This is a genomic window from Streptomyces longisporoflavus, assembly GCF_014649775.1.
GTDB lineage: Bacteria > Actinomycetota > Actinomycetes > Streptomycetales > Streptomycetaceae > Streptomyces > Streptomyces longisporoflavus.
On the sequence record NZ_BMTR01000018.1, the window covers coordinates 82,803 to 105,825 of the forward strand.

General features: G+C 67.9%; 22 protein-coding genes. 11 read left to right on the forward strand and 11 right to left on the reverse strand.

The annotated features are described in order from the left end of the window. From tsf to IE226_RS31250, 5 genes are all read left to right on the forward strand, one after another. Entirely contained in the window at positions 1-837 is an 837-nt protein-coding gene (tsf, locus tag IE226_RS31230; protein WP_190084772.1) for a translation elongation factor Ts, read from the forward strand. A 186-nt stretch (positions 838-1,023) separates the two neighbouring features. Continuing rightward, positions 1,024-1,785, forward strand: a complete 762-nt coding sequence (pyrH, locus tag IE226_RS31235) for a UMP kinase (protein ID WP_190084773.1) — start codon at positions 1,024-1,026, stop codon at positions 1,783-1,785. A gap of 160 nt (positions 1,786-1,945) precedes the next feature. After that, positions 1,946-2,503: a ribosome recycling factor gene (frr, locus tag IE226_RS31240; protein ID WP_190084774.1), complete on the forward strand. Its 558-nt coding sequence runs from the start codon at positions 1,946-1,948 to the stop codon at positions 2,501-2,503. A 34-nt stretch (positions 2,504-2,537) separates the two neighbouring features. Continuing rightward, positions 2,538-3,614: a phosphatidate cytidylyltransferase gene (locus tag IE226_RS31245; protein WP_190084775.1), complete on the forward strand. Its 1,077-nt coding sequence runs from the start codon at positions 2,538-2,540 to the stop codon at positions 3,612-3,614. Between the two features lie 244 nt (positions 3,615-3,858). Then, complete coding sequence (locus tag IE226_RS31250; protein WP_373307065.1) at positions 3,859-4,701, forward strand: endonuclease/exonuclease/phosphatase family protein; 843 nt, start codon at positions 3,859-3,861, stop codon at positions 4,699-4,701. 1 nt (position 4,702) lies between these two features. Here IE226_RS31250 and IE226_RS31255 read toward each other — a convergent pair whose 3' ends face one another. The 4 genes from IE226_RS31255 to IE226_RS31270 form a co-directional block, all read right to left on the reverse strand. Further along, complete coding sequence (locus IE226_RS31255; RefSeq protein WP_190084776.1) at positions 4,703-5,035, reverse strand: DUF6233 domain-containing protein; 333 nt, start codon at positions 5,033-5,035, stop codon at positions 4,703-4,705. A gap of 261 nt (positions 5,036-5,296) precedes the next feature. Then, complete coding sequence (locus IE226_RS31260) at positions 5,297-5,743, reverse strand: hypothetical protein (protein WP_190084777.1); 447 nt, start codon at positions 5,741-5,743, stop codon at positions 5,297-5,299. A 109-nt stretch (positions 5,744-5,852) separates the two neighbouring features. Continuing rightward, positions 5,853-7,067 (reverse strand): tyrosine-type recombinase/integrase, encoded by a 1,215-nt coding sequence (locus IE226_RS31265; RefSeq protein ID WP_229871647.1) that lies wholly within the window; start codon positions 7,065-7,067, stop codon positions 5,853-5,855. A gap of 69 nt (positions 7,068-7,136) precedes the next feature. Then, a complete protein-coding gene (locus IE226_RS31270) occupies positions 7,137-8,048 on the reverse strand; it encodes a helix-turn-helix domain-containing protein (protein WP_229871648.1) in 912 nt (303 codons plus the stop codon). A gap of 510 nt (positions 8,049-8,558) precedes the next feature. Here IE226_RS31270 and IE226_RS31275 point away from each other — a divergent pair. Beyond that, complete coding sequence (locus IE226_RS31275; RefSeq protein ID WP_190084778.1) at positions 8,559-9,518, forward strand: hypothetical protein; 960 nt, start codon at positions 8,559-8,561, stop codon at positions 9,516-9,518. 174 nt (positions 9,519-9,692) lie between these two features. Here the strand turns inward: IE226_RS31275 and IE226_RS31280 are convergent, their stop codons facing one another. After that, entirely contained in the window at positions 9,693-10,160 is a 468-nt protein-coding gene (locus tag IE226_RS31280) for a hypothetical protein (RefSeq protein ID WP_190084779.1), read from the reverse strand. A gap of 275 nt (positions 10,161-10,435) precedes the next feature. Here IE226_RS31280 and rlmN point away from each other — a divergent pair, with 275 nt between their 5' ends. From rlmN to IE226_RS31305, 5 genes are all read left to right on the forward strand, one after another. Then, positions 10,436-11,542 (forward strand): dual-specificity RNA methyltransferase RlmN, encoded by a 1,107-nt coding sequence (gene rlmN / locus IE226_RS31285; RefSeq protein ID WP_190084780.1) that lies wholly within the window; start codon positions 10,436-10,438, stop codon positions 11,540-11,542. A gap of 315 nt (positions 11,543-11,857) precedes the next feature. After that, positions 11,858-12,943 carry a thiamine ABC transporter substrate-binding protein gene (locus IE226_RS31290; protein ID WP_190084855.1) on the forward strand — a complete coding sequence of 362 codons (1,086 nt, stop codon included), beginning with the start codon at positions 11,858-11,860 and terminating at the stop codon, positions 12,941-12,943. After that, positions 12,919-14,604 (forward strand): ABC transporter permease, encoded by a 1,686-nt coding sequence (locus IE226_RS31295; RefSeq protein ID WP_190084856.1) that lies wholly within the window; start codon positions 12,919-12,921, stop codon positions 14,602-14,604. Before IE226_RS31290 ends, IE226_RS31295 begins: the two co-directional genes overlap by 25 nt. Then, the gene (locus tag IE226_RS31300; RefSeq protein WP_190084781.1) at positions 14,604-15,680 is read left to right on the forward strand and encodes an ABC transporter ATP-binding protein; all 1,077 of its coding nucleotides are present in this window, start codon (positions 14,604-14,606) and stop codon (positions 15,678-15,680) included. The genes IE226_RS31295 and IE226_RS31300 overlap by 1 nt, the downstream gene beginning before the upstream one ends. Before the next feature lie 104 nt (positions 15,681-15,784). Then, positions 15,785-16,618, forward strand: coding sequence for a maleylpyruvate isomerase family mycothiol-dependent enzyme (locus IE226_RS31305; protein WP_190084857.1), 834 nt, complete (start codon positions 15,785-15,787; stop codon positions 16,616-16,618). A gap of 369 nt (positions 16,619-16,987) precedes the next feature. Here the strand turns inward: IE226_RS31305 and IE226_RS31310 are convergent, their stop codons facing one another. From IE226_RS31310 to IE226_RS31335, 6 genes are all read right to left on the reverse strand, one after another. Further along, entirely contained in the window at positions 16,988-18,139 is a 1,152-nt protein-coding gene (locus tag IE226_RS31310) for an LOG family protein (RefSeq protein ID WP_190084782.1), read from the reverse strand. 57 nt (positions 18,140-18,196) lie between these two features. Beyond that, on the reverse strand, positions 18,197-18,601 hold the full coding sequence (locus tag IE226_RS31315; RefSeq protein ID WP_190084783.1) for a VOC family protein: 405 nt from the start codon (positions 18,599-18,601) through the stop codon (positions 18,197-18,199). Positions 18,602-18,785: 184 nt separating this feature from the next. After that, the gene (locus tag IE226_RS31320; RefSeq protein ID WP_190084784.1) at positions 18,786-19,970 is read right to left on the reverse strand and encodes a hypothetical protein; all 1,185 of its coding nucleotides are present in this window, start codon (positions 19,968-19,970) and stop codon (positions 18,786-18,788) included. Further along, a complete protein-coding gene (locus tag IE226_RS31325) occupies positions 19,952-20,830 on the reverse strand; it encodes an ABC transporter ATP-binding protein (protein ID WP_190084785.1) in 879 nt (292 codons plus the stop codon). The genes IE226_RS31320 and IE226_RS31325 overlap by 19 nt, the downstream gene beginning before the upstream one ends. Before the next feature lie 213 nt (positions 20,831-21,043). Continuing rightward, a complete protein-coding gene (locus tag IE226_RS31330; RefSeq protein ID WP_190084786.1) occupies positions 21,044-22,423 on the reverse strand; it encodes an aspartate aminotransferase family protein in 1,380 nt (459 codons plus the stop codon). Continuing rightward, positions 22,408-22,920: an Lrp/AsnC family transcriptional regulator gene (locus tag IE226_RS31335; RefSeq protein WP_190084787.1), complete on the reverse strand. Its 513-nt coding sequence runs from the start codon at positions 22,918-22,920 to the stop codon at positions 22,408-22,410. The genes IE226_RS31330 and IE226_RS31335 overlap by 16 nt, the downstream gene beginning before the upstream one ends. Positions 22,921-23,023 lie beyond the last annotated feature (103 nt).

The following is a 23,023-nucleotide window of genomic DNA, read 5'->3' on the forward strand; positions in this document are numbered from 1 at the left end:
ATGGCGAACTACACCGCCGCTGACGTCAAGAAGCTCCGCGAGCTCACGGGCGCCGGCATGATGGACTGCAAGAAGGCGCTCGACGAGGCCGACGGCAGCGTCGACAAGGCCGTCGAGGCCCTGCGCATCAAGGGCCAGAAGGGCGTCGCCAAGCGCGAGGGCCGCTCCGCCGAGAACGGCGCCGTGGTTTCCCTCATCGCCGACGACAACACCTCCGGCGTGATCGTCGAGCTGAAGTGCGAGACGGACTTCGTCGCCAAGGGCGAGAAGTTCCAGGCCGTCGCGAACTCGCTGGCCGAGCACATCGCCAAGACGTCGCCCGCCGACATCGCCGCGCTGCTCGCCTCCGAGATCGAGGCCGGCAAGACCGTCCAGGCGTACGTCGACGAGGCCAACGCCAACCTCGGCGAGAAGATCGTCCTGGACCGCTTCGCGCAGTTCTCGGGCACCTTCGTGACCGCGTACATGCACCGCACCATGCCCGACCTGCCCCCGCAGATCGGTGTTCTGGTCGAGCTGGACAAGGCCGACGCCGACCTCGCCAAGGGCATCGCGCAGCACATCGCCGCCTTCGCGCCGAAGTACCTCTCCCGTGAGGACGTTCCGGCCGAGGTCGTCGAGTCCGAGCGCCGCGTCGCCGAGGAGACCACCCGCGCCGAGGGCAAGCCCGAGGCCGCGCTGCCCAAGATCGTCGAGGGTCGCGTCAACGGCTTCTTCAAGGAGGCCACCCTCCTCGGCCAGCCGTACGCTCTCGACAACAAGAAGTCCGTCCAGAAGGTCCTGGACGAGGCCGGTGTCACCCTGAAGCGCTTCTCGCGCATCAAGGTCGGCATCTGAGTCCGTACCGCGATCGACGGTAGACCCCGCTAGGGTCGACAGCGGTCGCCCGCGTACACACCCGGTACGCGACGTACGACCGCAGGATCTGACGAGGAGGCCATTGCCGAGCATGGGATGCGAACGACACCCCGCCGGCAATGGCCTTCTTCGTATGTGCGCCGAGCAAAAAGAAGCGAGAACTCCATGACCACCAAGGCCGACACAAACAGCGGCGACGATAAAGTCCCCGGTCGTTTCCTGCTGAAGCTCTCCGGTGAGGCATTCGCCGGTGGGGGCGGCCTTGGCGTCGACCCCGACGTGGTGCACGCGATCGCCAAGGAGATCGCCGCGGTCGTCCGCGACGGCGCCCAGATCGCGGCCGTCATCGGCGGCGGCAACTTCTTCCGCGGCGCGGAGCTGCAGCAGCGCGGCATGGACCGCGCCCGCTCCGACTACATGGGCATGCTCGGCACCGTCATGAACTGCCTTGCCCTCCAGGACTTCCTGGAGAAGGAAGGCATCGAGTGCCGCGTGCAGACCGCCATCACGATGGGCCAGGTCGCGGAGCCGTACATCCCGCTGCGCGCCGTGCGGCACCTGGAGAAGGGCCGCGTGGTCATCTTCGGAGCCGGTATGGGCATGCCGTACTTCTCCACCGACACGACGGCCGCGCAGCGCGCCCTGGAGATCGACGCCGAGGCCCTGCTCATGGGCAAGAACGGCGTCGACGGGGTCTACGACTCCGATCCCAAGACCAATCCGGACGCGGTGAAGTACGACGCGCTCGGCTACGGCGAGGTCATCACCCGCGACCTGAAGGTCGCCGACATGACCGCGATCACGCTGTGCCGCGACAACAAGCTGCCCATCCTGGTCTTCGAGTTGCTCTCCGCAGGCAATATCGCCCGTGCCGTCAAGGGTGAGAAGATCGGCACACTCGTGGGCGACGAGGGCACCCGCGCCTGACCCCGGGGACGCCCCCCGGGGCCCCTGAGGGATGGACAAAGCCCTGCCGGTCGGACACGGTGCAGGGAAAGAGACGCGACGCAGCCGACACCCCATGGACTCCCCCTACTTCACCGTGTGGGGGCGCCCCCAGCCCACTCACAACACGCAGGAGCAAGTGGTGATCGAAGAGACCCTCCTCGAGGCCGAGGAGAAGATGGAGAAGGCCGTCGTGGTCGCCAAGGAGGACTTCGCCGCGATTCGCACAGGCCGTGCGCACCCGGCGATGTTCAACAAGATCGTGGCCGACTACTACGGCGCCCTTACGCCGATCAATCAGCTGGCCTCGTTCTCGGTGCCCGAGCCGCGGATGGCCGTGGTGACCCCGTTCGACAAGAGCGCGCTGCGCAACATCGAGCAGGCGATCCGCGACTCCGACCTCGGCGTCAACCCCAGCAATGACGGCAACATCATCCGGGTGACGTTCCCCGAGCTGACGCAGGACCGCCGCAAGGAGTACATCAAGGTCGCCAAGACCAAGGCCGAGGACTCCAAGATCTCGATCCGCTCCGTCCGCCGCAAGGCCAAGGAAGCGATCGACAAGGCGATCAAGGACGGCGACATCGGCGAGGACGAGGGCCGGCGCGCGGAGAAGGAGCTCGACGACACCACCGCGAAGTACGTCGCCCAGGTGGACGAGCTGCTCAAGCACAAGGAAGCCGAGCTGCTCGAGGTCTGAGGGCTCGAAGTCTGAGGACTGAGGAATCCGATCCGTGAACGACTCTTCCCGGGGGGCGCCTCCCAGAGCCGGGTACTGGGGGCCGCCCGACGAGGGACCGGCTCAAGCTGCTCAGGGGGCTGCTCCGGCAGGTCCCGCGTACGATGCGCATGACGCCCTGTATCCAGCAGAGACGCGGCCCATGCCCATCGTGCCCGACATGCCTGACGTGCCTGACGTACCCCAGGAGCCCATGCCCAGCGCAGCATCACAGCCCGCCCCTGAGGCGCCGCGTGCGCCTCAAGCGCCGCAGAAGAAGAGCGCGGGCCGTGACCTCGGCGCGGCCATAGGAGTCGGCGTGGGGCTCGGCGTGGTGATCATCGCGTCGCTCTTCATCGTGAAGGCCGTGTTCGTCGGCGTCATAGCGGTCGCCGTGGTGGTCGGTCTCTGGGAGCTCACTTCGCGGCTTCAGGAGCGCAAGGGCATCAAGGCGCCGCTGGTCCCGCTCGCGGTGGGCGGCGCCGCGATGGTCGTCGCCGGATATGTCCGCGGGCCCGAGGGCGCCTGGGTCGCCGTGGCGCTCACCGCGCTCGCGGTGCTCGTCTGGCGGATGACCGAGCCGCCCGAGGGCTACCTCAAGGACGTCACGGCGGGCGTCTTCGCGGCGTTCTACGTCCCGTTCCTCGCCACGTTCGTGGCGATGATGCTCACCGCGGACGACGGTCCGCGGCGGGTGCTCACGTTCCTGCTCCTGACCGTGGTCAGCGACACCGGGGCGTACGCGATCGGCTGGCGCTTCGGCAAGCACAAGCTGGCTCCGCGCATCAGCCCCGGCAAGACCCGCGAGGGCCTGGTCGGCGCGGTGACGTTCGCGATGGCGGCGGGTGCGCTGTGCATGGAGTTCCTGATAGACGGCGGCACGTGGTGGCAGGGGCTGCTCATCGGCCTCGCGGTCGCCGTGAGCGCGACCCTCGGCGATCTCGGGGAATCCATGATCAAGCGTGACCTCGGCATCAAGGACATGGGCACGCTGCTGCCAGGGCACGGCGGCATCATGGACCGCCTCGACTCGCTGCTGCCGACCGCGCCGGTGGTGTGGCTGCTGCTTGTCGTCTTCGTGGGGTCGGGCTGAGGCGCGGGCGCGCAGGAGTACGCGGTTCGGCACAGCCGCACCTGATCCGTACGTGAGGGGCTCGTCGTCCACAGGGGCGGCGGGCCCCTCTTCGTATGCGACGAGATCCCGGTGCGATGCCATGCAGTGCGACGAGATGCAGGCACCTCATGTGCCGCTTACGGCCCGTCCCATAGCCTCGTACCGTGCGGGGAGACCGTGAGTGCTGCCGTGTCCCCATCCTGAGGGCCTTGAGGAGGCGACGGTGTCCGGAACAGGCGCGCGGTTTCTCGCGGGCGGCATGATCTTGGCCTGCATGGCGATCCTCGGCCCCAGTACGCCGGGCGGCTCCTACGTGGCCAAGACACTGCCGGCCGACGCCCCCGAGGACTTCGTGCCGAACCGGGTCATGACGTGGAACATCTGCAATCCCTGCAACGAATCCGGCAGCAACGCCGGCCGGGCCGCGGACATCGCCTCGTACGCGCCCCAGGTGGTCGGATTGCAGGAGGCGTGCGTGCGTGACGTGGAGCGGATCCGGGACTATCTCCAGTACCTGTACGGGCTCGACTATCACGTCGAGTACGGATCGGTGCTGCAGAGTTGGAGCCGCTGCGGAGGGGTGCCGTGGAACCCCGGGGGATTCGGCCAGGCGATCCTCTCGGCGGCGCCGATGAAGGACCGGGTGAACGTGGAGTATCCCGACGGCGGGTCCGAGGACCGCGGGTACATGGCCGTCACCACCGAGGTGGACGGCCGCCCCGTCCGGGTCTTCAACACGCACCTCGCCCAGCGGCAGCAGGCGGAGTTCCGGGCGGCGCAGGTCGATGTCCTCGCCAAGGAGGTGGCCCGGCACGACCGCACGATCGTGCTCGGCGACTTCAACGCGATGCCCGGCGCCCCGGAGCTGTCCGGGATGTGGGACCTGGCCGCGGACGTGGACCCCGAGTGCGGCCCCGCGGCCACCGGCAGCTGCGACGTGACCACCGACTGGTACAGCAAGTTCGACTACGTCTTCCTGCGCGGTTTCGTCCCGCGCGGGCACGAAGTGAGTCTCACCGAGTACTCGGACCACAATCTGCTGCACGCCGACCTGGAGCCGGCGTAACTCACTCCAGTACGCCGAGCTCGGTGTCGGGGCGGCAGTGCGGGCAGGCGTCGATCCGCTCGTAGAGGGCTTGGCGGGCCTGGTCCCGGCTGACGCCGCGTGATCGCTTGCCCGCCATGTGGCAGCCGCCGACGTGCACGTACACCGGGGCGCGCCCGTCAAGCCCCTGCTCGACGAGCCAGTCCGGAACCGGCGGCCGCGCCCGCTCACCACGCGCCCGCTCGGCCTCACGCCGCTCGGCATCCTTGATCGCCTGATCGAGCCGCTGTACCCACATGGCATGCCAGGTCCGCAACGTGCGGAGGCGCGGCAGGTCAGGCGGGAGGTCGCTCACATGTTCGAGTCTATGCGGCTGGCCTGCGGGGGGCGTGCGGGGGAGCCTCGCGCGGGGAGGCTCGTCGGGGGTGGGGGTGATTGGTGCGTAGGCAGTGAGGCGGCCGGGGTCCAAGCGTCTGCGACACTGGATGGACCATGCCTGTACCCGGAGAACTGGGTTGCGAGGATCGCAGATATGCCCCCTACCTGCGCGTTTGGTTCCGGTAGGGGGCCTATTGCTGCTCGCTGGGCCGTGCCTGGGCCGTGAGCGGGCGCGAAGCTAGCCTGATGCGAGGCGGCGGCGGACCGCCTCGCCGCTCGCATTGATGAACGCTGGTATGGCCTTGTGGTGCCGTTCCCACAGCCGGGCGTACGTCTCATCGGCCACATGCCCCTGCCTCCAGTAGCTCCCCAGCTCCTTGCCGGCCGTGTCCAACTCGGCGAGCGCCGCAAGCAAGGCAGCGTCCCGAGTGAGGATCCGTAGCCGAACAGACGCCAGCACGTGGGCGGGGAGGTCGTAGCCGCTGACGCGATCATCCATGCCAAGGACCCGCTCCTCCCAAATGCGATCCTCGAAGTCTGTTACAGAGGCAGCGATCAAGGCGCATTGCTCCATGAGGACCTCCGACAGACGCACTCTGTCCTCGGCACGCTTCATGAGGCGTTGCCCCAGTAGCGCGATGGCAGCACCGACGGCGGTCGCGAGCAACGTCCCCCAAACGCCCATGGGTGCATTGTTCTCGTGGGGCTGCTCACTGCATAGCGAAGCCCGGAGAACTTCGCGGGGAGAGTGCAGAGGAGGCACGTGCCACCGCACTCTTCCCACCCCTGCACCTCTACGCTGCCTGGGCCTCATCGCCTTCGCTGGCGCTCTTGTAGAGGGTGTCGATTGCCTTTCGCGTCCGGGACTCGCTGCTCGGCATCAGGTGCGTGTAGACCCTCAGCGTGAACCCCGGGTCCTCGTGTCCGAGGTACTTGCTCAGTGCCTTGATGTTGTCGCCCGCGTCCAGAAGCACTGACGCATAGAAGTGCCGTAGTGCGTGCATCCCGTGCTCGCGTGCGGACGGCAGCGGGCCACCGTCGTCTGGCTTGGCGATGAGTCCGGCCGCGAGGAGCGCGGGCTTCCACGGACTGATGTTGAAGTTGCTCCGGTAGACGTGGTTGCCCTGAGGTCCCGTGAAGATCAGCCGCTTGGTGACGGGCGGGCCGTCGGGCCTCATCCACGGGAGCGTGACGTTCACGGGCGGATGGCTCTGCATGTGCTGGGTGAGCGCCTGACCGACTGAATTGGGGAGCGGCACGTCACGCAGCTTGTTGTTCTTGGGCTTCCCGAAGAACGCCCGTCCCTTCACGACCTTGATTTGCAGGCCGACGTGCAGCCACCCCGTAAGGAACCCCACGGCGTCGACGGGCAGGCCGAAGATTTCGCCCTGGCGCAGACCGCACCCCGCGCCGAGATCCACCATGGTTTGGAAGCGCGTCGGCAGAGCCTCGCGGACGGCGAACACCTGCTCCGCGGACCAGGGGGTGACTCGTTCTCCGCCCGGCTTCGGGGCTGTCACCGAACTGGCCCGGCAGGGGTTCCGGGGCATGAGCCCATCGTCGACGGCAGCGGTCAGGACCGCGGATACGTTCGCGAAGATGCCGCGTCGATAAGACGATGCAAGCCCAGAGTCTTCCAACTGACGTACCCATGTACGAATGTGACTCGGCCGGAACGATGACAGCGGCCGTGAACCGAGGTACGGGATGGCGTGGAGCCGAATACGTGTCTCCGTGGTGGTCCGCGACGACACGTCCGTGGACTGAGCGGCAATCCAGCGTTCGGCGTACTGCTTGAAGGTGATTCGGGCGGCGGCGGGGTCCGTGTAGTTGCCGCGGGACATGTCAGCTTCGATGTTGGTCAGCCACTCTTCGCGCACTCTGGGATTGTTCCGCACGAGCTGCGGCGCCGTGCGTTCGGCTGTACGCAGCGCGTCCGGCGAGCGAGAGAGCGCGGCTGTAGTCGATGCGATGCGAGACGCTGCGCTCTTGCGGCATGTGGTCCACATCGATCCGACCGTTCTCCACGACGTACGACACGTTGTCCAGGCCAAGCTCGATGGACAGGCGGTGCAGGATCACGTTCGTGGCCCGAAGCCGGTTTGCCAGTAGTTCTCGTCCGAACCGAGGTCGTCGGCGAGGTCCTCGGCGCGGTCCAACAGGCGGGTTGCCGTCGGCCGGTCCTGGTGCCGAGCCGCCGCGACGGCCGCCCGCAGGTGGATCATCCCGAGCAAGCTCAGTGCAGAGGGGTCGCTCTCCGCCACCTGCGAGGCCAACCACGTCGCCGTAGTGTGGCCCAGTTCCATCGCGGCCTCGTAACGGCCGTTGGCGAGCAGCGCGTGTGTGCCGGACCGTGCGGCTGAGGCGAGGACCAGGGGGTCGTCGGACTCGTCCGCCGCTCGCATTGCGCGCTCGGCGGCCAACCAAGAAACGTCGGACTCGCCGACCTTCGCGAGCGTCGTGGCCGCTAGGTGATGCGTACGGGCAGAGACCGCCCAGCAGTCGCGGCGGTCCTCGCCCCGGCGGCCCGCACGGTCCTCTAGCTCCTGCGCCGTCTGAAGAAGCGCCGGAAGCGCCGCGATCACGCTGCCGAGTCGCCCGCCCTGGTAGTCGTTCCACGCTTGCTCCACACGCACGGCCACGGGGGCGGGGGTGGGGAGCTGAACGTCCACCTCTGGCCCGAAAAGCAGGCGCGAGAGTCGCCGGGGGCTCATGAGGGCATCCCGCACGGCCGGTACGTCGTCCTGGTGCTTCTCGTCCTCCGCCAGGAGGGTCTGTCCGAGCAGGTCACTGAGCGGCACGCGCAGGATGCGCGCCAGTTCCGCGAGCATGTCGATGCGCGGCGGCTTCCTGCGGCCGGTCTCTGCCTTCGCGAGCCAGTCAGTGCTACGGCCCACCAGTCCGGCCAGCACCTCTTGCGTGTAGCCGCGACGCTTCCGGTAAAACGCGATTCGTTCACCGATGCTGAGGTGATCTCCAAGACCACGCATTGGGGTGCTGCCTCCTGCTGTCAGTAGGGGCGTGTTTCACGTTACAGAACTGGTCACGCGGCGGGTAGACGTTCTCGCCGCCTCGCAACCCGAGTACGAGCTTGATGGGCCTGAGCGGGAAAGACCCGGACAGTCTGTCCGGGTCGCACGGAGCAATCGGACTTGTGGTCTACCAAGGGGCGCTATGACGCCCCAGTCCCGATCCCGACGGCTCGGTCGTTACGACTGGGCGATCCGCCTTAGTCGTCAGGCACTTCCTCGAATCTGGTCCGGCGAGGCAATCGGTTCTGGGATCATGCGCAGGTCACGGACACAACGGGTGGGATGATGGGCTTCTGGAACTGGTTGCAATTCACGTCAAGCTGTGCAGTCCTCGCGATCGGAGCTCTGATCGCGGCGAGATCACTGAGCAGGACAGTCGGCATAATGTCCCGCTCTAGCGCCATCCCAAAAGGGAAACTTTTCGCGATCCCTTTCATGCCTCTATTCTGGGGCCTGGATCTTCCCTCCATGGTCCGAATCAGTAGTCGAACCTTCGGAATTCGCTTCTCCATCTCTGGGAAGAAACTGAAAAGGATGGAACGCGATGGCGCTGCGGCGCGCAATGGACTTGCAATGCTGTTTGTGACTAGTGCCTTCTATGTGCCCATAGCTCTATGTGCATTGGCCATAAGGGAGGCGTCTCCATTTATTCGAGAGGCCTACGAAAGGGAATTCGAAAAGATAGGGGATCGCTCCGGCTTTTATGTCGCAGTAGCGCTCTTTGCCTTTTCGATCCAGTGGTGCCTAAGTGAGCTCAAGAGGGCGAGGGGTGCAATCAGGGAGGAGAGTTACAGAATAGCATTCCATGAATGCTGTTTTGCGATAGATAGATGTCTAAGGGCGTACGAGGGCAGAGTTTCGCTACTCACCCTAGATAGGCGGAATCAGAGGCTTAATCGAGCGCTTACTCGCTTCGGTGAAACTGACGCCGTGGGCTTCAGTAGCCACCGAAAGAAGCAACTTTTTGAGCATACTGCCAGAGTTGGTGCCGCCTTGGATGTCTATAACGAAAGAATCTTGAGAGAGGGAACGCAAGCCATACCTGACCTAGTCAAACAGCTTTTCATCATCCTCGAACGAATGGCTGATGACCGCTGGCTTGCCCTACTGGATGAACATGACCTACCCGCTTATGCGCCTCCATCCTCCGAGGAGCTTGAGTCCGAGGCTCGGAGAACGGATGCGACGATCGTCTTTGGGGGCGCAACTGTCGCTGCTCTTTTCACCGGCATCGCCATATCTTTGGGTGCTCCGGCTAGTGCTGTAATACCGGCTGCGCTAATCTTCCTGCTGGGTCCTGCCGCAATGTGGGGTAGTAAGAAGTTGAGTAACCCTAGAGAGACTCTTGACGCAATGAGGCAGGGAATATCCCCGTCGACGGAGCCTCCGCAGCAACCAGCCGGGACGAGCAACGCACCTAGGCAGTGAGGTGAACGTGATTGGCTCGCATCTGGCCAAGGCGCACAGCCCTGGCCAATCAGAGTGGTGTCGAGCTCGAAAAGGGACAGCATGCAACGGAGCCACGCGAAGAGAGCGGCCGAATCATCCGTCTCAGCTAGCGAACTGGGGCTCTTGGGGGTGGCTGTCGGCTGCATCTACGCGTCAGGCAATCGTCTTTACCTTGGGGCTGATGGTTATGTCACCGTTGGACAGCAGCACCTGAAATCTGAGGTACTTGAGCTCCTCGCTCGTCAAGCGTCCCATGGGTAGATAGAACCGAGCCGTAGTGCCATCGACGGCGGGAACCAAGGGCCGCTCAGGATCGGAAGCCTCGAACCTCTTGCTCTTGACGTGTGTAAAGGACTTGGTGCGGAACCACCTGGGGTACGACACCAACTCGATACGCTCCACCGATACCGGAGTCGTGCCGTCGTTAGTGAACCTCAGGACGAACTGGTACTCGCTAGCGTCTGGGCCCCTGTCCGTACCTGTCCTCAGACCGGTGCGAAAGAGCCGGACTTTCACCTTGGGGCGGACACGCCGATATGTCAGCCCCGTAAAGATCACGTTGGTGGTTGCTGCACCCGCAGCGCCGATGGCGATACCTCGTGCCCACCAGTCCGCATCCATACCTCAGCCCTCTTTCGTCCGAGTCATCGACTGAGACTGCCAGCGTTGCTGCGGCAGAGGAGCGGAATCGGCACTACTCCAGCACACCGAGATCGGTATCCGGTCGGTGGATCGGGCAGGATGTCGGGTCGTTTTCGCAGGTCAGCCGAGGGATCGCCGGGCCGTCTGTGGGCCGTCCAAGGGGGGCCCACAGCGACCAATGACGACCGGCAACGGCCCCCACCCATACGCGGTGACCTGGCCGGGGTCCAAGCGTCTGCGACACTGGATGGACCATGCCTGTACCCGGAGAACTCACCTTTGTCGCGCCCCGCGGAGCCAAGAAGCCGCCGCGGCATATCGCCGACCTCACGCCCGCCGAGCGCAAGGAAGCCGTTGCCGCTCTCGGCGAGAAGCCGTTTCGTGCCAAGCAGCTGTCGCAGCACTACTTCGCGCGGTATGCGCACGAACCGGAGCAGTGGACCGACATCCCTGCCGGTGCGCGCGGGAAACTGCAGGAGGCGCTGCTTCCCGAGCTGATGTCCGTGGTGCGGCACATCAGCTGTGACGACGACACGACGCGCAAGACGCTGTGGCGGCTCTTCGACGGGACGCTCGTCGAGTCCGTGCTCATGCGTTATCCCGACCGCGTGACCATGTGTATCTCGTCGCAGGCCGGATGCGGCATGAACTGCCCGTTCTGTGCGACGGGGCAGGCCGGTCTCGACCGGAATCTGTCGACCGCCGAGATCGTGCATCAGATCGTCGACGGGATGCGTGCGCTCAGGGACGGCGAGATTCCCGGCGGGCCCGCCCGGCTCTCCAACATCGTTTTCATGGGGATGGGTGAGCCGCTCGCCAACTACAACCGGGTCACCGGGGCCATTCGCAGGCTGACCGATCCCGAGCCGGACGGTGTGGGGCTCTCCCAGCGCGGCATCACCGTATCGACCGTCGGTCTCGTGCCCGCCATCCACCGGTTCGCCGACGAGGGCTTCAAGTGCCGGCTCGCCATCTCGCTGCACGCCCCCGACGACGAACTCCGCGACACCCTCGTACCCGTCAATACGCGGTGGAACGTACGCGAGGTCCTCGACGCGGGATGGGAGTACGCCGCCAAGTCGGGCCGCCGCCTCTCCATCGAGTACGCGCTGATCCGGGACATCAACGACCACGCCTGGCGTGGTGACCGGCTCGGGCGGCTGCTCAGGAACAAGCCCGTGCACGTGAACCTGATCCCGCTGAACCCCACCCCGGGCTCGAAGTGGACGGCGTCGCGGCCCGAGGACGAGAAGGCCTTCGTGGATGCCATCGCCGCTCATGGGGTGCCTGTCACGGTTCGTGACACCCGTGGGCAGGAGATCGACGGGGCATGCGGGCAGCTCGCGGCGGCTGAGCGTTAGTCTGGTCAGGGCTGGAGGGCTGGAGGGCTGGAGGGCTCGTCTGAATCTGGCTTGTATGCACCTTCATCGCCCGAAAACACATCTTCATATTCCGACAGGGGAGCGCCACAGCGCTGAGAGTGCGGCACCAAGGACAGGTTGGCCGCAGACCCTCTGAACCTTGCCCGGGTCATTCCGGGTAGGAAGTTCGGACATCACTCAAGCTGTTGCGCCCTGCCCGCGAACCGGCCCGATCCGTTCTGGTCCGGTCTGGTCCGCGGGCAGGGCCGCGTCTCTTCCTGGTCACTCCAGGAGGAATGAACTCAGTTGAACTCAGTGAGCAACATCAAGAAGATCACCGTCATCGCGGTCGCGGTCGGCCTCGGAGCCGTCACGCTCTCCGCCTGCGGCGACTCGTCGGGCAGTGGCGGCGAGACCGATTCCAAGAGCGTCACGCTGGTCAGCCATGACTCCTTCAACGTCTCCAAGGACGTACTGAAGGCGTTCGAGAAGAGCTCCGGGTACAAGGTCAACGTTCTCAAGGACGGGGACGCCGGGGCCGCCGTGAACAAGGCGATCCTGTCGAAGGACAACCCGCAGGGAGACGTCTTCTTCGGCGTCGACAACACCCTCCTCTCGCGCGCGCTCGACAACGGACTCTTCCAGTCGTACGAGGCCAAGGGCTCGGATCAGGTTGCCTCGCAGTTCCGCGCCGACCAGGGCAAGCATCGCGTCACGCCCGTCGACAGCGGCGACATCTGCGTCAACTACGACAAGAAGTACTTCGCCGACAAGAAGCTCGACCCGCCGAAGTCCTTCGACGACTTGGCCAAGCCCGCCTACAAGAATCTGCTGGTCACCGAGAACGCCGCGACCTCGTCGCCCGGCCTCGGCTTCCTGCTCGGCAGCGCCGCCCAGTACGGCGACGGGGGCTGGGAAAGCTACTGGAAGAAGCTCAAGGCCAACGGCGTCAAGGTCGTCGACGGCTGGGAGCAGGCCTACAACGAGGAGTTCTCCGGTTCCGCCGGAGGGAAGAAGGCCAAGGGAGACCGGCCGCTCGTCGTCTCGTACGCCTCCTCCCCGCCCGTCGAGGTCCTCTACGCCAAGCCGCAGCCCAAGGAGGCGCCCACCGGAGTCGCGACCGGCACCTGCTTCCGGCAGGTCGAGTACGCGGGGCTGCTGAGCAACGCCAAGAACGAGAAGGGCGGCAAGGCGCTGCTCGACTTCCTGATCAGCGGTGACTTCCAGGAGGACATGCCGCTGAACATGTTCGTGAACCCGGTGCGCGAGAACGTCGAGCTGCCCCGGCTCTTCGTCGAGCACGGCGTGACGATCGACGAGCCCGAGACCATGGAGCCGAAGAAGATCGCCGACAATCGCGAGCAGTGGGTCAAGTCGTGGACCTCGCTCGTACTGAAGTAGGCAAGCCCCGTAAGGGGCTGTCGCGCGGGAACGCGGCGCGGCTCGGTCTGATGGCCGTGCCCGTCGCGTTCTTCGCGCTCTTCTTCGCCTACCCGGTCGCCGCCATCGTCGCGCGCGGCCTGAAGGTGGGCGGGCAGTGGCAGTTCGGGCGGATCGCGGACGTCGTCGCGCAGTCCGACGTCCGGCACGTGCTGTGGTTCACCACCTGGCAGGCGCTCGCCTCGACCGCGCTCACGCTGCTGATCGCGCTGCCCGGCGCGTACGTCTTCGCGCGCTTCGAGTTCAGGGGCAAGCAAGTGCTGCGGGCGGTCGTCACGGTGCCGTTCGTGCTGCCGACCGTGGTCGTCGGTACCGCCTTTCTCGCACTGCTCGGACGGGGCGGTCTGCTCGACGAGATGTGGGGCGTGCGGCTCGACACGACCGTGTGGGCGATTCTGCTCGCGCATGTCTTCTTCAACTACGCCGTCGTCGTACGGACGGTCGGCGGGCTCTGGTCGCAGCTCGACCCGCGCCAGGAAGAGGCCGCGCGGATGCTCGGCGCCTCGCGGTGGACCGCCTGGCGGACGGTGACGCTGCCCGCGCTCGGGCCCGCGGTCGCCGCGGCGTCCCTCATGGTCTTTCTCTTCACGTTCACCTCCTTCGGCGTCGTGCAGATCCTCGGCGGACCCGCGTACTCGACGCTCGAAGTCGAGATCTACCGGCAGACCGCCCAGCTCCTCGACCTGCCGACGGCCGCCGTCCTGACGCTCGTGCAGTTCGCCGCGGTCGGCCTGATCCTCGCCGTGCACGCGTGGACCGTGCGCCGGCGGGAGAGCGCGTTGCGGTTGGTGGACGCCGCCGCCGTGGCCCGGCGGCCGCGCGGCGCCGGGCAGCGGTCGTTGCTCGCCGGGGTCATGCTGACGATCGCCGTACTGATACTGCTGCCGCTCGGGGTGCTGATCGAGCGGTCGCTGAGCGGTCCGGGCGGTTACGGATTCACCTACTACCGCGAGCTGACGTCGGCGGACGGCGGTGCCTTCCTCGTCCCGCCGATCGAGGCGGTCTGGAACTCGCTCCAGTACGCGCTCGCAGCCACCGCCATCGCCCTGGTGATCGGCGGGCTCGCGGCGGCGGCGCTCACGCGGAAGGCCGGCCGCCTGGTGCGCGGTTTCGACGCGCTCCTGATGCTGCCGCTAGGCGTTTCCGCGGTGACGGTCGGCTTCGGGTTCCTGATCACGCTGGACAAGCCGCCGCTCGACCTGCGGTCCACGTGGATCCTGGTGCCGCTCGCGCAGGCCCTGGTGGGCGTGCCCTTCGTCGTACGCACCATGCTTCCCGTCCTGCGCGCGGTGGACGGACGCCTGCGCGAGGCGGCTGCCGTGCTCGGGGCGTCGCCGCTGCGGGCGTGGCGGGAGGTCGACCTGCCGATGGTGCGGCGGGCGCTGCTCATCGCCGCCGGGTTCGCCTTCGCCGTGTCCCTGGGGGAGTTCGGCGCGACCGTCTTCATCGCGCGGCCGGACAACCCGACGCTTCCGGTCGCCGTGGCACGGCTCCTCGGGCGGGCGGGCGAGCTCAACTACGGGCAGGCGATGGCACTTTCGACGATCTTGATGGTGGTGTGCGCGGTGTCGCTGCTGCTGCTCGAACGGCTCCGTACCGATCGCACGACTGGGGAGTTCTGATGGGCGTGGGCGTGGGAGTAGGTGCGGCTGCGGGTGCGGGTGCCGGCGCTGTGCCGGGGCTGTTGACGTTGGCCGATGCGACCGTGCGGTTCGGGGCGCGGGCCGTTCTCGACGGGGTCGGCCTTGACGTCGCGCGGCACGAGATCGTGTGCGTGCTCGGGCCGAGCGGCAGCGGTAAGTCCACGCTGCTGCGTGCGGTCGCCGGGCTCCAGGAACTCGATGCCGGGCAGGTGCTGCTCGACGGCCGCGATCAGCGGGGCGTACCGGCCCACAAGCGCGGGGTCGGCCTGATGTTCCAGGACCATCAGCTGTTTCCGCAGCGCGACGTGGCGGGCAATGTCGCGTTCGGGCTGCGTATGCACGGGGTGTCGCGGGGCGAACAGGCCGACCGGGTGGCCGAGTTGCTCGACCTCGTGGGCCTGCCGGGAGCGCAGCGGCGGGCCGTCGCCTCGCTCTCGGGCGGGGAGCAGCAGCGGGTCGCTCTCGCGCGAGCGCTCGCGCCGAGGCCGCGCCTGCTCATGCTCGACGAGCCGCTGGGGCAGCTCGACCGCTCGCTGCGCGAACGCCTTGTCGTCGAACTCCGGCAGCTCTTCGACGAGTTGGGTACGACGGTGCTGGCGGTCACGCACGACCAGGGCGAGGCGTTCGCGCTCGCGGACCGGGTCGTGGTGATGCGGGACGGGCGGATCGCCCAGTCCGGTACGCCGCTGGAGGTCTGGCGGCATCCGGCCGACGAGTTCGTGGCGCGGTTCCTGGGCTTCGACAATGTCGTCGACGCGACGGTCGCCGGTGAGGTGGCGGACACTGTCTGGGGCAAGGTTCCGGTGCCGGACGGGGCGGAGGACGGGCCTTGCCGGCTTCTTGTGCGGCCGGCCGGGGTGCGGCTCGTTCCCGTTGCTGAGGGGGTGCCGTGCGCGGTGACCGCGCGGACCTTCCGGGGGACTCACGTCGCCGTTCATCTGGAGCCCCGGGTGGGGCCGCGGCTTGAGGCGGCCTGTGCGTTGCGGGACGCGCCGGGGGTGGGGGAGACCGTGGGGGTCGCGTTTGACGCGGGGGATGTCGTGCTTCTGGGCTGAGGTTGCCGGTTGCCGGTTGCCGGTCGCCGTCGCCGTCGCCGGGAGTTGGGCGGGGCGAAACTCGGGTGCCCTTGGGGCGTGGTCGATCTAAGGTGCGGCCCATGATGTCTTCGGGTGCGGGTGCGGGTGCGGGTGCGGGTGCGGGTGCGGGTTCCTTGTCGTACGACCGCTACTGCGCCGAAATCGGTGAGCAGATGGGGCAGTTGCGGGCGGCCCTGGCCGGGGCCGATCTTTCGGTCACTGTGCCGACCTGCCCGGAGTGGACTCTCGGGTACCTCGCCCGCCATACCGGCGGTGCTGTGCGCTGGGTGGAGCGGCTGGTCGCCGCCCGGGCCACGGAGGACATCCCGGAGGAGGATGTTCCCGGCATCCGCGGGCCCGAGGGGGACGATCCCGCCGCGCTCGACGCCTGGCTGGCCGAGACCGCCGGGCTTGCGCGGGAGACGCTGGCCGGCGTGAGTGCCGGGACTCCGGTGTGGACCTGGGCCGAACCGCGGAATGCCGGGTTCTGGGCGCGGCGTATGACGCATGAGTTGGCGATTCACCGGGCGGACGCGGCTATCGCCGCGGGGGTTGCGTACGAGGTCGCGCCGGAGGTTGCCGCCGATGCGATTGACGAGTGGCTGGAGATCGTGCAGTTCGTGCAGCGTACTGAGCCGGGGGACGGGGCTGCCGAGTTGCGGGGGGCGGGGCGGAGTATTCATCTGCATGCGACTGATGCGCCTGCGGGGCTGAATGCCGAGTGGGTGATTGAGTTCCGTGAGGATGGGTTTGTGTGGCGGCGGGGGCATGAGAAGGCGACTGTTGCGCTTCGGGGGCCGTTGACTGAGGTGCTGCTTGCGTTTTATCGGCGGCGGGGGTTGGACGGTGGGGGCGTCGAGGTTTTGGGGGAGCGGGGGGTGCTGGAGTTTTGGTTGGAGCGGGCGTCGTTCGGGTGAGTTCTCCCCAACCCCGCCCCTTCCCGAAAACCCGCTCGGCGCAGGGGCCTTGTAGGTACCGTCATCACCGGCTTCGCCGAGTTCGTCCTCAAGCGCCGGACGGGCTGGGGGTGGGCCGGCTTGGGGCAGGGGCCTTGTGGGTACCGTCGTCACCGGCTTCGCCGAGTTCGTCCTCAAGCGCCGGACGGGCTGGGGGTGGGCCGGCTTGGGGCAGGGGCCTTGTGGGTACCGTCGTCACCGGCTTCGCCGAGTTCGTCCTCAAGCGCCGGACGGGCTGGGGGTGGGCCGGCTTGGGGCAGGGGCCTTGTGCGTACCGTCATCACCGGCTTCGCCGAGTTCGTCCTCAAGCGCCGGACGGGCTGATGCCCGTCAGGTCGCGGATGAGCATGATGCCAGTGCTGCCGGGGCGTCCTCCACGTTTTCCACCAGGGCGATCCTTGATTCCATCGAGCGGCCCCAGGCCAGTGCCTGGAGCAAGGGCCAGGCCGGGAGGTGGGTCGTCCAGTGGGTGTGGTTCACCAGGATCATCGGGGTGGGTTCGCCGCGGGACTCGTAGTAGTTCGGGGTTGCCGCGTCGAAGATTTCCTGGAGCGTGCCCGCCGCGCCAGGGAGGAACACTATGCCCGCGTTCGAGCGTGCGAGCAGGCCGTCCTCGCGGGTGGCGTTGGCGAAGTACTTGGCCAGGTGGGTGGCGAAGGCGTTCGGCGGCTCGTGGCCGTAGAACCACGTGGGGATGCCCACCGACGCGCCGCCGGACGGCCAGCGCTCACGTACGTCGAAGGCGGCCCGCGCCCACTCGGTGACCGAGGGGGTGAAGGAGGGGGCCTTGGCGAGGAGTTCGAGCGCCTCGTCCAGCATCTCGTCGCGGAAGACGGACGCGTACGCCCCCAGGTTCGCCGCCTCCATCGCGCCGGGGCCGCCGCCGGTGGCGACCGTGAACCCGGCGCGGGCGAGCGTGCGGCCGAGCCGCGCCGCACCCTCGTACTCCTCCGTGCCGCGCGCCATCGCATGGCCGCCCATCACGCCCACCACCCGCGCGCTGACCAGCAGTTCGTCGAGGGCGTCCGAGACCGAGTCGTCGTGGATCGCGCGGAGCATCGAGGAGAAGACGTCGCCGTCGGCCTTGGTCTCCTGGAACCAGGCGTACGCGCGGGCGTCGGGAGTCGCCTCGTACCCGCTCTCGGCGAGGCCAGCGAACAGTTCGTCGGGGGTGTAGAGGAGGCCGCGGTAGGGGTTGAACGGCAGGCCCGGTACGGGCGGGAACACCAGCGCCCCGGCCCCCCGCACCGCGTCCACCGCGTCCTGCTCCATCGCGCAGCCGAGGAACACCGCGCCCGTGGCGTCGCGGTCCCGCAGCGCGGCCGTACGGCCCGTCAGGTCTATCGCCTGGAACCGGCATCCGGCGAGCGAGCCGTGCGCGGCGAGCTCGTCGAACTCCGCGAGCGACTCGATCTCACGCTCACCGCCCGGAAGGCGGGGCGACGGCGTGGCGGCGGATGCGGGTTCGGGAGTCGGCTGCATCCGCCCATGCTAAGCAGGTCGCGCCGGGCGCCGGGCCGCAGCCCACGCCGACAGTCCTCAGCCCTGCACCTCGGACGGGTCCATCCACATGATTTCCCAGGTGTGGCCGTCCAGGTCGTCGAAGGCGCGGCCGTACATCATGCCGTAGTCCTGCGTCTTGCCCGCGGTGCCACCGGCCGCCACGGCCTTGTCGACCAGCTCGTCGACCTTCTCGCGGCTCTCGGCGCTCAGACAGAGCAGCGTCTCGCTCGTCGTCTTCGAGTCGGCGATCTGCTTCTCGGTGAACTGCTGGTAGTGCTTCTTGCTCAGCATCATCGCGACGATCGTCTCGCTGATCACCACGCAGGCGCAGTCGTCCGACGAGAACTGCGGGTTGAGGGTGTAGCCGAGCTCCGTGAAGAACTTCTTCGAGCTGTCGACGTCGTTCACGGCGAGGTTCACGAAGATCATCTGCTGGTACATGAGTCGTCTCCCGATGCGGTGAGTTCTGCGTGGCGCGTGCGTTCCGTGCCTTACGGAGGGGTAGACGTACGTTCGACGCAGAACTCATCGCCGGTCGCGGATATTTTTTCCGCGTGTTCCCGTGTGTTCCCGTGTGTTCCCGCGTGTTCGGGGCGAGGCCCTGACCGCTTGCGGAGAAAGGTGCTTACTTCGCGAGCGGCAGCGCGGCCAACTCCGCCACGACCCAGGTCAGCGGCCCGATCACGACGGCGAGCGTGCCTGCCCGCAGCGCCGCGGTGCCGCGCAGCATGGCTGCCGGCGCCCCGAGCTGGAGCAGCGCGGAGGTCGTGTCCGCGCGCGCGTGCTTGGCCTCGATCGTGACCGTGACCAGCGTCAGCACCGCGCACCCCGCGACGAGCAGCGCGCCGAGCGTCGTCAGCGGGCCGATGGCGGGGCGGTCACCGGCGTAGAGGGTGAGCGCCGCGTAGGCCCCGGAGCCCACCGCGCAGAGCACCCCGAGCGGCCGCCCGATCCGCCGCGCCTCCTCCTGCAGCCCGCGCCCGGCAAGCAGCCGCATCGCGCCGGGCCGTGCCGCCTGAAGGACGCGCCCGCACAGATACGTGAGGCCGGGCCCGGCGAGCGCGAGGCCGACCGCCGTGAGCGCCCACCCGGCGAGCACGCCCGCGGGGCTGCCGGCCAGGCCGCCCGGCAGCGTGAGGTCCGACGTGCCGGCGGAACGGCTCGCGTACCCCTCGACGGCGAGGCCCGCCGCCAGGAGGGCGATCCCCCAGGGAAGCCCGCTCGGCGGCGAGCCGGGCGCCGCCCGCGTGTACCACCGCGCCGGTTCGTCCTGCTCCCTGTCGGGTTTGGCGGGCTTCGCGGTCCGGGGTCGCAGTACGGCCGCGCTGGCGGCGGTCGCAGTGAGCGGGACCACGGCGAGCAGGGTGAGTGCCGCGGCGACGGGCAACGGCTGGTCGGCGGCGAGCAGTTCGGACGCGGCGCCGTCGAAGGGCAGGCCCGTCAGATCGCCGCGCAGGTGCAGGAAGACCAGGAGCGCCACCATCGAGCCGAGCGTGCACGCCACGGCCGTGGAGATCGCGGCGAGCACCGAGAGCTTGGCCGGGCCGAGACCCACCGCAGAGAGCCCGGAGCGCGGTTTGGTCGCCGGGTCGGTGCGCGCGACGGTGACGGCGAAGTAGACGGTGGCGGCGATCGGCGCCACGCACCAGGCGAGCCGCAGCAGGGCCCCGCCGGAGGCGTCCGGGTGTCCCATCGCGTACCCCAGCGTGCACAGCAGCAGGAAGCCCGTGCCGGCCGACGCCGCGGCGACGAGCAGCCTGCGCAGCTGGACCAGGGGGCGGGCGCCGCGGGCTAGACGGAGAGCGAGCACGCGGCCCGGCCTTCCGCGTCGTCGGAGTCGCCCCCGGAACCGGCGCTCCGGGCGGGGCCGGCCGCCGCACCGGGCTCGTCGGCCCCGGGCCCGTCCGCACCGGGCTCGTCCGTCTCGGCTGTCTCGGTTGTCTCTGCTCTCTCTGCTGTCTTTTCTGTCTCTTTCACGCCCGGCAGATGCACCGTGTTCACGCGTCGTCCGTCGAGCAGCGTGAGCGTGCGGTCGGCGAGGGCGGCGACCTCCGCGTCGTGCGAGGCGAGCACGACCGTGATGCCGTGCGAGCGGGCCGCGGTCGTCAGCGTACGAAGGACGTGGGCGCGGTCGGCGCGGTGCAGCGGCGCGGTCGGCTCGTCGGCGAAGATCACGGAAGGCATCGTGACCAGGGCCCGGGCGATGGCGACGCGCTGGCGCTGGGCCTGGAGGAGCGCGTGCGGCCGCTTGCGGGCGCAGTCGCCGATGTCGAGGCGGTCGAGCCACTCCCGGGCACTCGCCTTGGACTCGCGGTGCGAGGCGCCGCGCAGCATGAGCGGCAGCGCGACGTTCTCCCCGGCCGTGAGCTCGGGCACGAGGTGCGGCTCCGGGTCGATCCACCCGAAGCGGTCACGGCGCAGGCGCTCGCGGACCACCGGGGTCATCGTGTGCACCGGCGTGCTGTTGAACCAGACCTCGCCCTGCTCGGGCAGGAGCTGGCCGCAGAGGCAGCGCAGCAGAGTCGTTTTGCCGCTGCCGCGCGGGCCGGTGACGGCGAGGATCTCGCCCTCGCGCACGCCCAGCGACACGCCGGTGAGCGCGGGCGAGCCGTTGTGTGTGACGTGCAGGGCGCGTGCCCACAACACGTCGTTGTCCGGCGGGGCCACCATCACGTACACCTCGGTTCAGATCAGTTTGCCTCCCCCGTACGGGGGAACGAAGGCGGGGCCGATCGGTCACTGGGCACGCTAGGGATCCGGGCCGCGCTGCCTGGAAACGACGCGGCCCGGGGGCGCCCGTCTCACTCGAACGGGCGCCCCCGGGCCACTGTTGATCACTCGATCACGCGATCACATGATGTCGCTCGGAGCTTCCGGCGTGGCTCAGAGCTTCGTCCACGCCTCCGTGAGGACCTGGCGCAGGATGCCCTCGATCTCGTCGAAGGTCTCCTGCGTGGAGATCAGCGGCGGGGCGAGCTGGACGACCGGGTCACCGCGGTCGTCGGCGCGGCAGTACAGGCCGTTCTCGTACAGCGCCTTGGAGAGGAAGCCGTACAGGACGCGCTCGGTCTCCTCGTCGTTGAACGTCTCCTTGGTGGCCTTGTCCTTCACGAGCTCGATGCCGTAGAAGAAGCCGTTGCCGCGGACGTCGCCGACGATCGGCAGGTCGTGCAGCTTGCGCAGCGTCTGGTAGAACGCGTCCTCGTTGTCGAGGACGTGCTGGTTGAGCTGCTCCTTCTCGAAGATGTCGAGGTTGGCGAGGCCGACCGCGGCCGAGACCGGGTGGCCGCCGAAGGTGTAGCCGTGCAGGAAGGTGTTGCCGCCCTTGTAGAACGGCTCGGCGAGCTTGTCCGAGATGATGCAGGCGCCGATCGGGGAGTAGCCCGACGTCATGCCCTTGGCGCAGGTGATCATGTCCGGGACGTAGCCGAACTTGTCGCAGGCGAACATCGTGCCGAGGCGGCCGAAGGCGCAGATGACCTCGTCCGAGACGAGCAGCACGTCGTACTTGTCGCAGATCTCGCGCACGCGCTGGAAGTAGCCGGGCGGCGGCGGGAAGCAGCCACCGGCGTTCTGCACCGGCTCCAGGAACACGGCGGCGACCGTCTCGGGGCCCTCGAAGAGGATCTCCTGCTCGATCTGGTCGGCGGCCCAGCGGCCGAAGGCCTCCGGATCGTCGCCGTGGATCGGGGCGCGGTAGATGTTCGTGTTCGGCACCTTGTGCGCGCCGGGGACCAGCGGCTCGAAGGGGGCCTTGAGCGCGGGCAGGCCGGTGATGGACAGGGCGCCCTGCGGGGTGCCGTGGTAGGCGACCGCGCGCGAGATGACCTTGTACTTCGTGTGGTTGCCGGTGAGCTTGTGGTACTGCTTCGCCAGCTTCCACGCGGTCTCGACGGCCTCGCCGCCACCGGTGGTGAAGAAGACCTTGTTGAGGTCGCCGGGCGCGTAGTCGGCCAAACGTTCCGCCAGCTCGACGGCCTTCGGGTGGGCGTAGCTCCACACCGGGAAGAAGGCCAGCTCCTGCGCCTGCTTGTAGGCCGTCTCGGCGAGCTCGTGACGACCGTGACCGGCGTTGACCACGAACAGGCCGGAGAGGCCGTCGAGGTACTTCTTGCCCTTGTCGTCGTAGATGTAGGTGCCTTCGCCACGCACGATGGTGGGCACGGGTGCGTTCTCGTAGTCCGACATGCGGGTGAAGTGCATCCACAAGTGGTCGTACGCGGTCTGGCTGAGGTCCTTGCTCACGGCTATCGGGTTCCCCACATATAGGTCTGCTTCTTGAGCTTCAGATAGACGAAGCTCTCGGTGGAGCGCACGCCGGGGAGGGCGCGGATGCGCTTGTTGATCACTTCGAGAAGGTGGTCGTCGTCCTCGCAGACGACCTCCACCATCAGGTCGAAGGAGCCCGCGGTCATCACCACGTACTCACACTCGGCCATGGCCGTCAGCGCCTCCGCGACCGGATCCAGATCACCCTCGACGTTTATGCCGACCATCGCCTGGCGCCGGAAGCCCACGGTGAGCGGGTCCGTGACGGCGACGATCTGCATCACGCCCTGGTCGAGCAGCTTCTGGACGCGCTGGCGCACGGCCGCTTCGGACAGGCCCACGGCCTTGCCGATGGCGGCGTACGGACGGCGTCCGTCCTCCTGAAGCTGTTCGATGATCGCCAGGGAGACGGCGTCGATGGGAGAAGAGCTGTTCCCGTGCCGGGAACTACTGGAATCTGCGCTGCGACTGGCCACGACCCCATGGTGCACAGGACTCGACAGTTCCGCAAGGTCAGATCGATGAAATTCGTTGTCTGAAGCTTCAATAGTCACGGATTTCGCAGCTAAGGGCCTCCGGGTATGTTGAAAGCGT

What these genes read in the sequence shown, in the direction of transcription:
- IE226_RS31275 (WP_190084778.1), top strand. Translation starts at nt 8,559, where the DNA reads ATGGTCCGAATCAGTAGTCGAACCTTCGGAATTCGCTTCTCCATCTCT.
- IE226_RS31265 (WP_229871647.1), bottom strand. Translation starts at nt 7,067, where the DNA reads ATGTGGACCACATGCCGCAAGAGCGCAGCGTCTCGCATCGCATCGACT.
- IE226_RS31260 (WP_190084777.1), bottom strand. Translation starts at nt 5,743, where the DNA reads ATGGGCGTTTGGGGGACGTTGCTCGCGACCGCCGTCGGTGCTGCCATC.
- IE226_RS31270 (WP_229871648.1), bottom strand. Translation starts at nt 8,048, where the DNA reads ATGCGTGGTCTTGGAGATCACCTCAGCATCGGTGAACGAATCGCGTTT.
- IE226_RS31310 (WP_190084782.1), bottom strand. Translation starts at nt 18,139, where the DNA reads ATGCAGCCGACTCCCGAACCCGCATCCGCCGCCACGCCGTCGCCCCGC.
- IE226_RS31305 (WP_190084857.1), top strand. Translation starts at nt 15,785, where the DNA reads ATGTCTTCGGGTGCGGGTGCGGGTGCGGGTGCGGGTGCGGGTGCGGGT.
- rlmN (WP_190084780.1), top strand. Translation starts at nt 10,436, where the DNA reads ATGCCTGTACCCGGAGAACTCACCTTTGTCGCGCCCCGCGGAGCCAAG.
- IE226_RS31300 (WP_190084781.1), top strand. Translation starts at nt 14,604, where the DNA reads ATGGGCGTGGGCGTGGGAGTAGGTGCGGCTGCGGGTGCGGGTGCCGGC.
- IE226_RS31280 (WP_190084779.1), bottom strand. Translation starts at nt 10,160, where the DNA reads ATGGATGCGGACTGGTGGGCACGAGGTATCGCCATCGGCGCTGCGGGT.
- tsf (WP_190084772.1), top strand. Translation starts at nt 1, where the DNA reads ATGGCGAACTACACCGCCGCTGACGTCAAGAAGCTCCGCGAGCTCACG.
- IE226_RS31315 (WP_190084783.1), bottom strand. Translation starts at nt 18,601, where the DNA reads ATGTACCAGCAGATGATCTTCGTGAACCTCGCCGTGAACGACGTCGAC.
- pyrH (WP_190084773.1), top strand. Translation starts at nt 1,024, where the DNA reads ATGACCACCAAGGCCGACACAAACAGCGGCGACGATAAAGTCCCCGGT.
- IE226_RS31325 (WP_190084785.1), bottom strand. Translation starts at nt 20,830, where the DNA reads ATGGTGGCCCCGCCGGACAACGACGTGTTGTGGGCACGCGCCCTGCAC.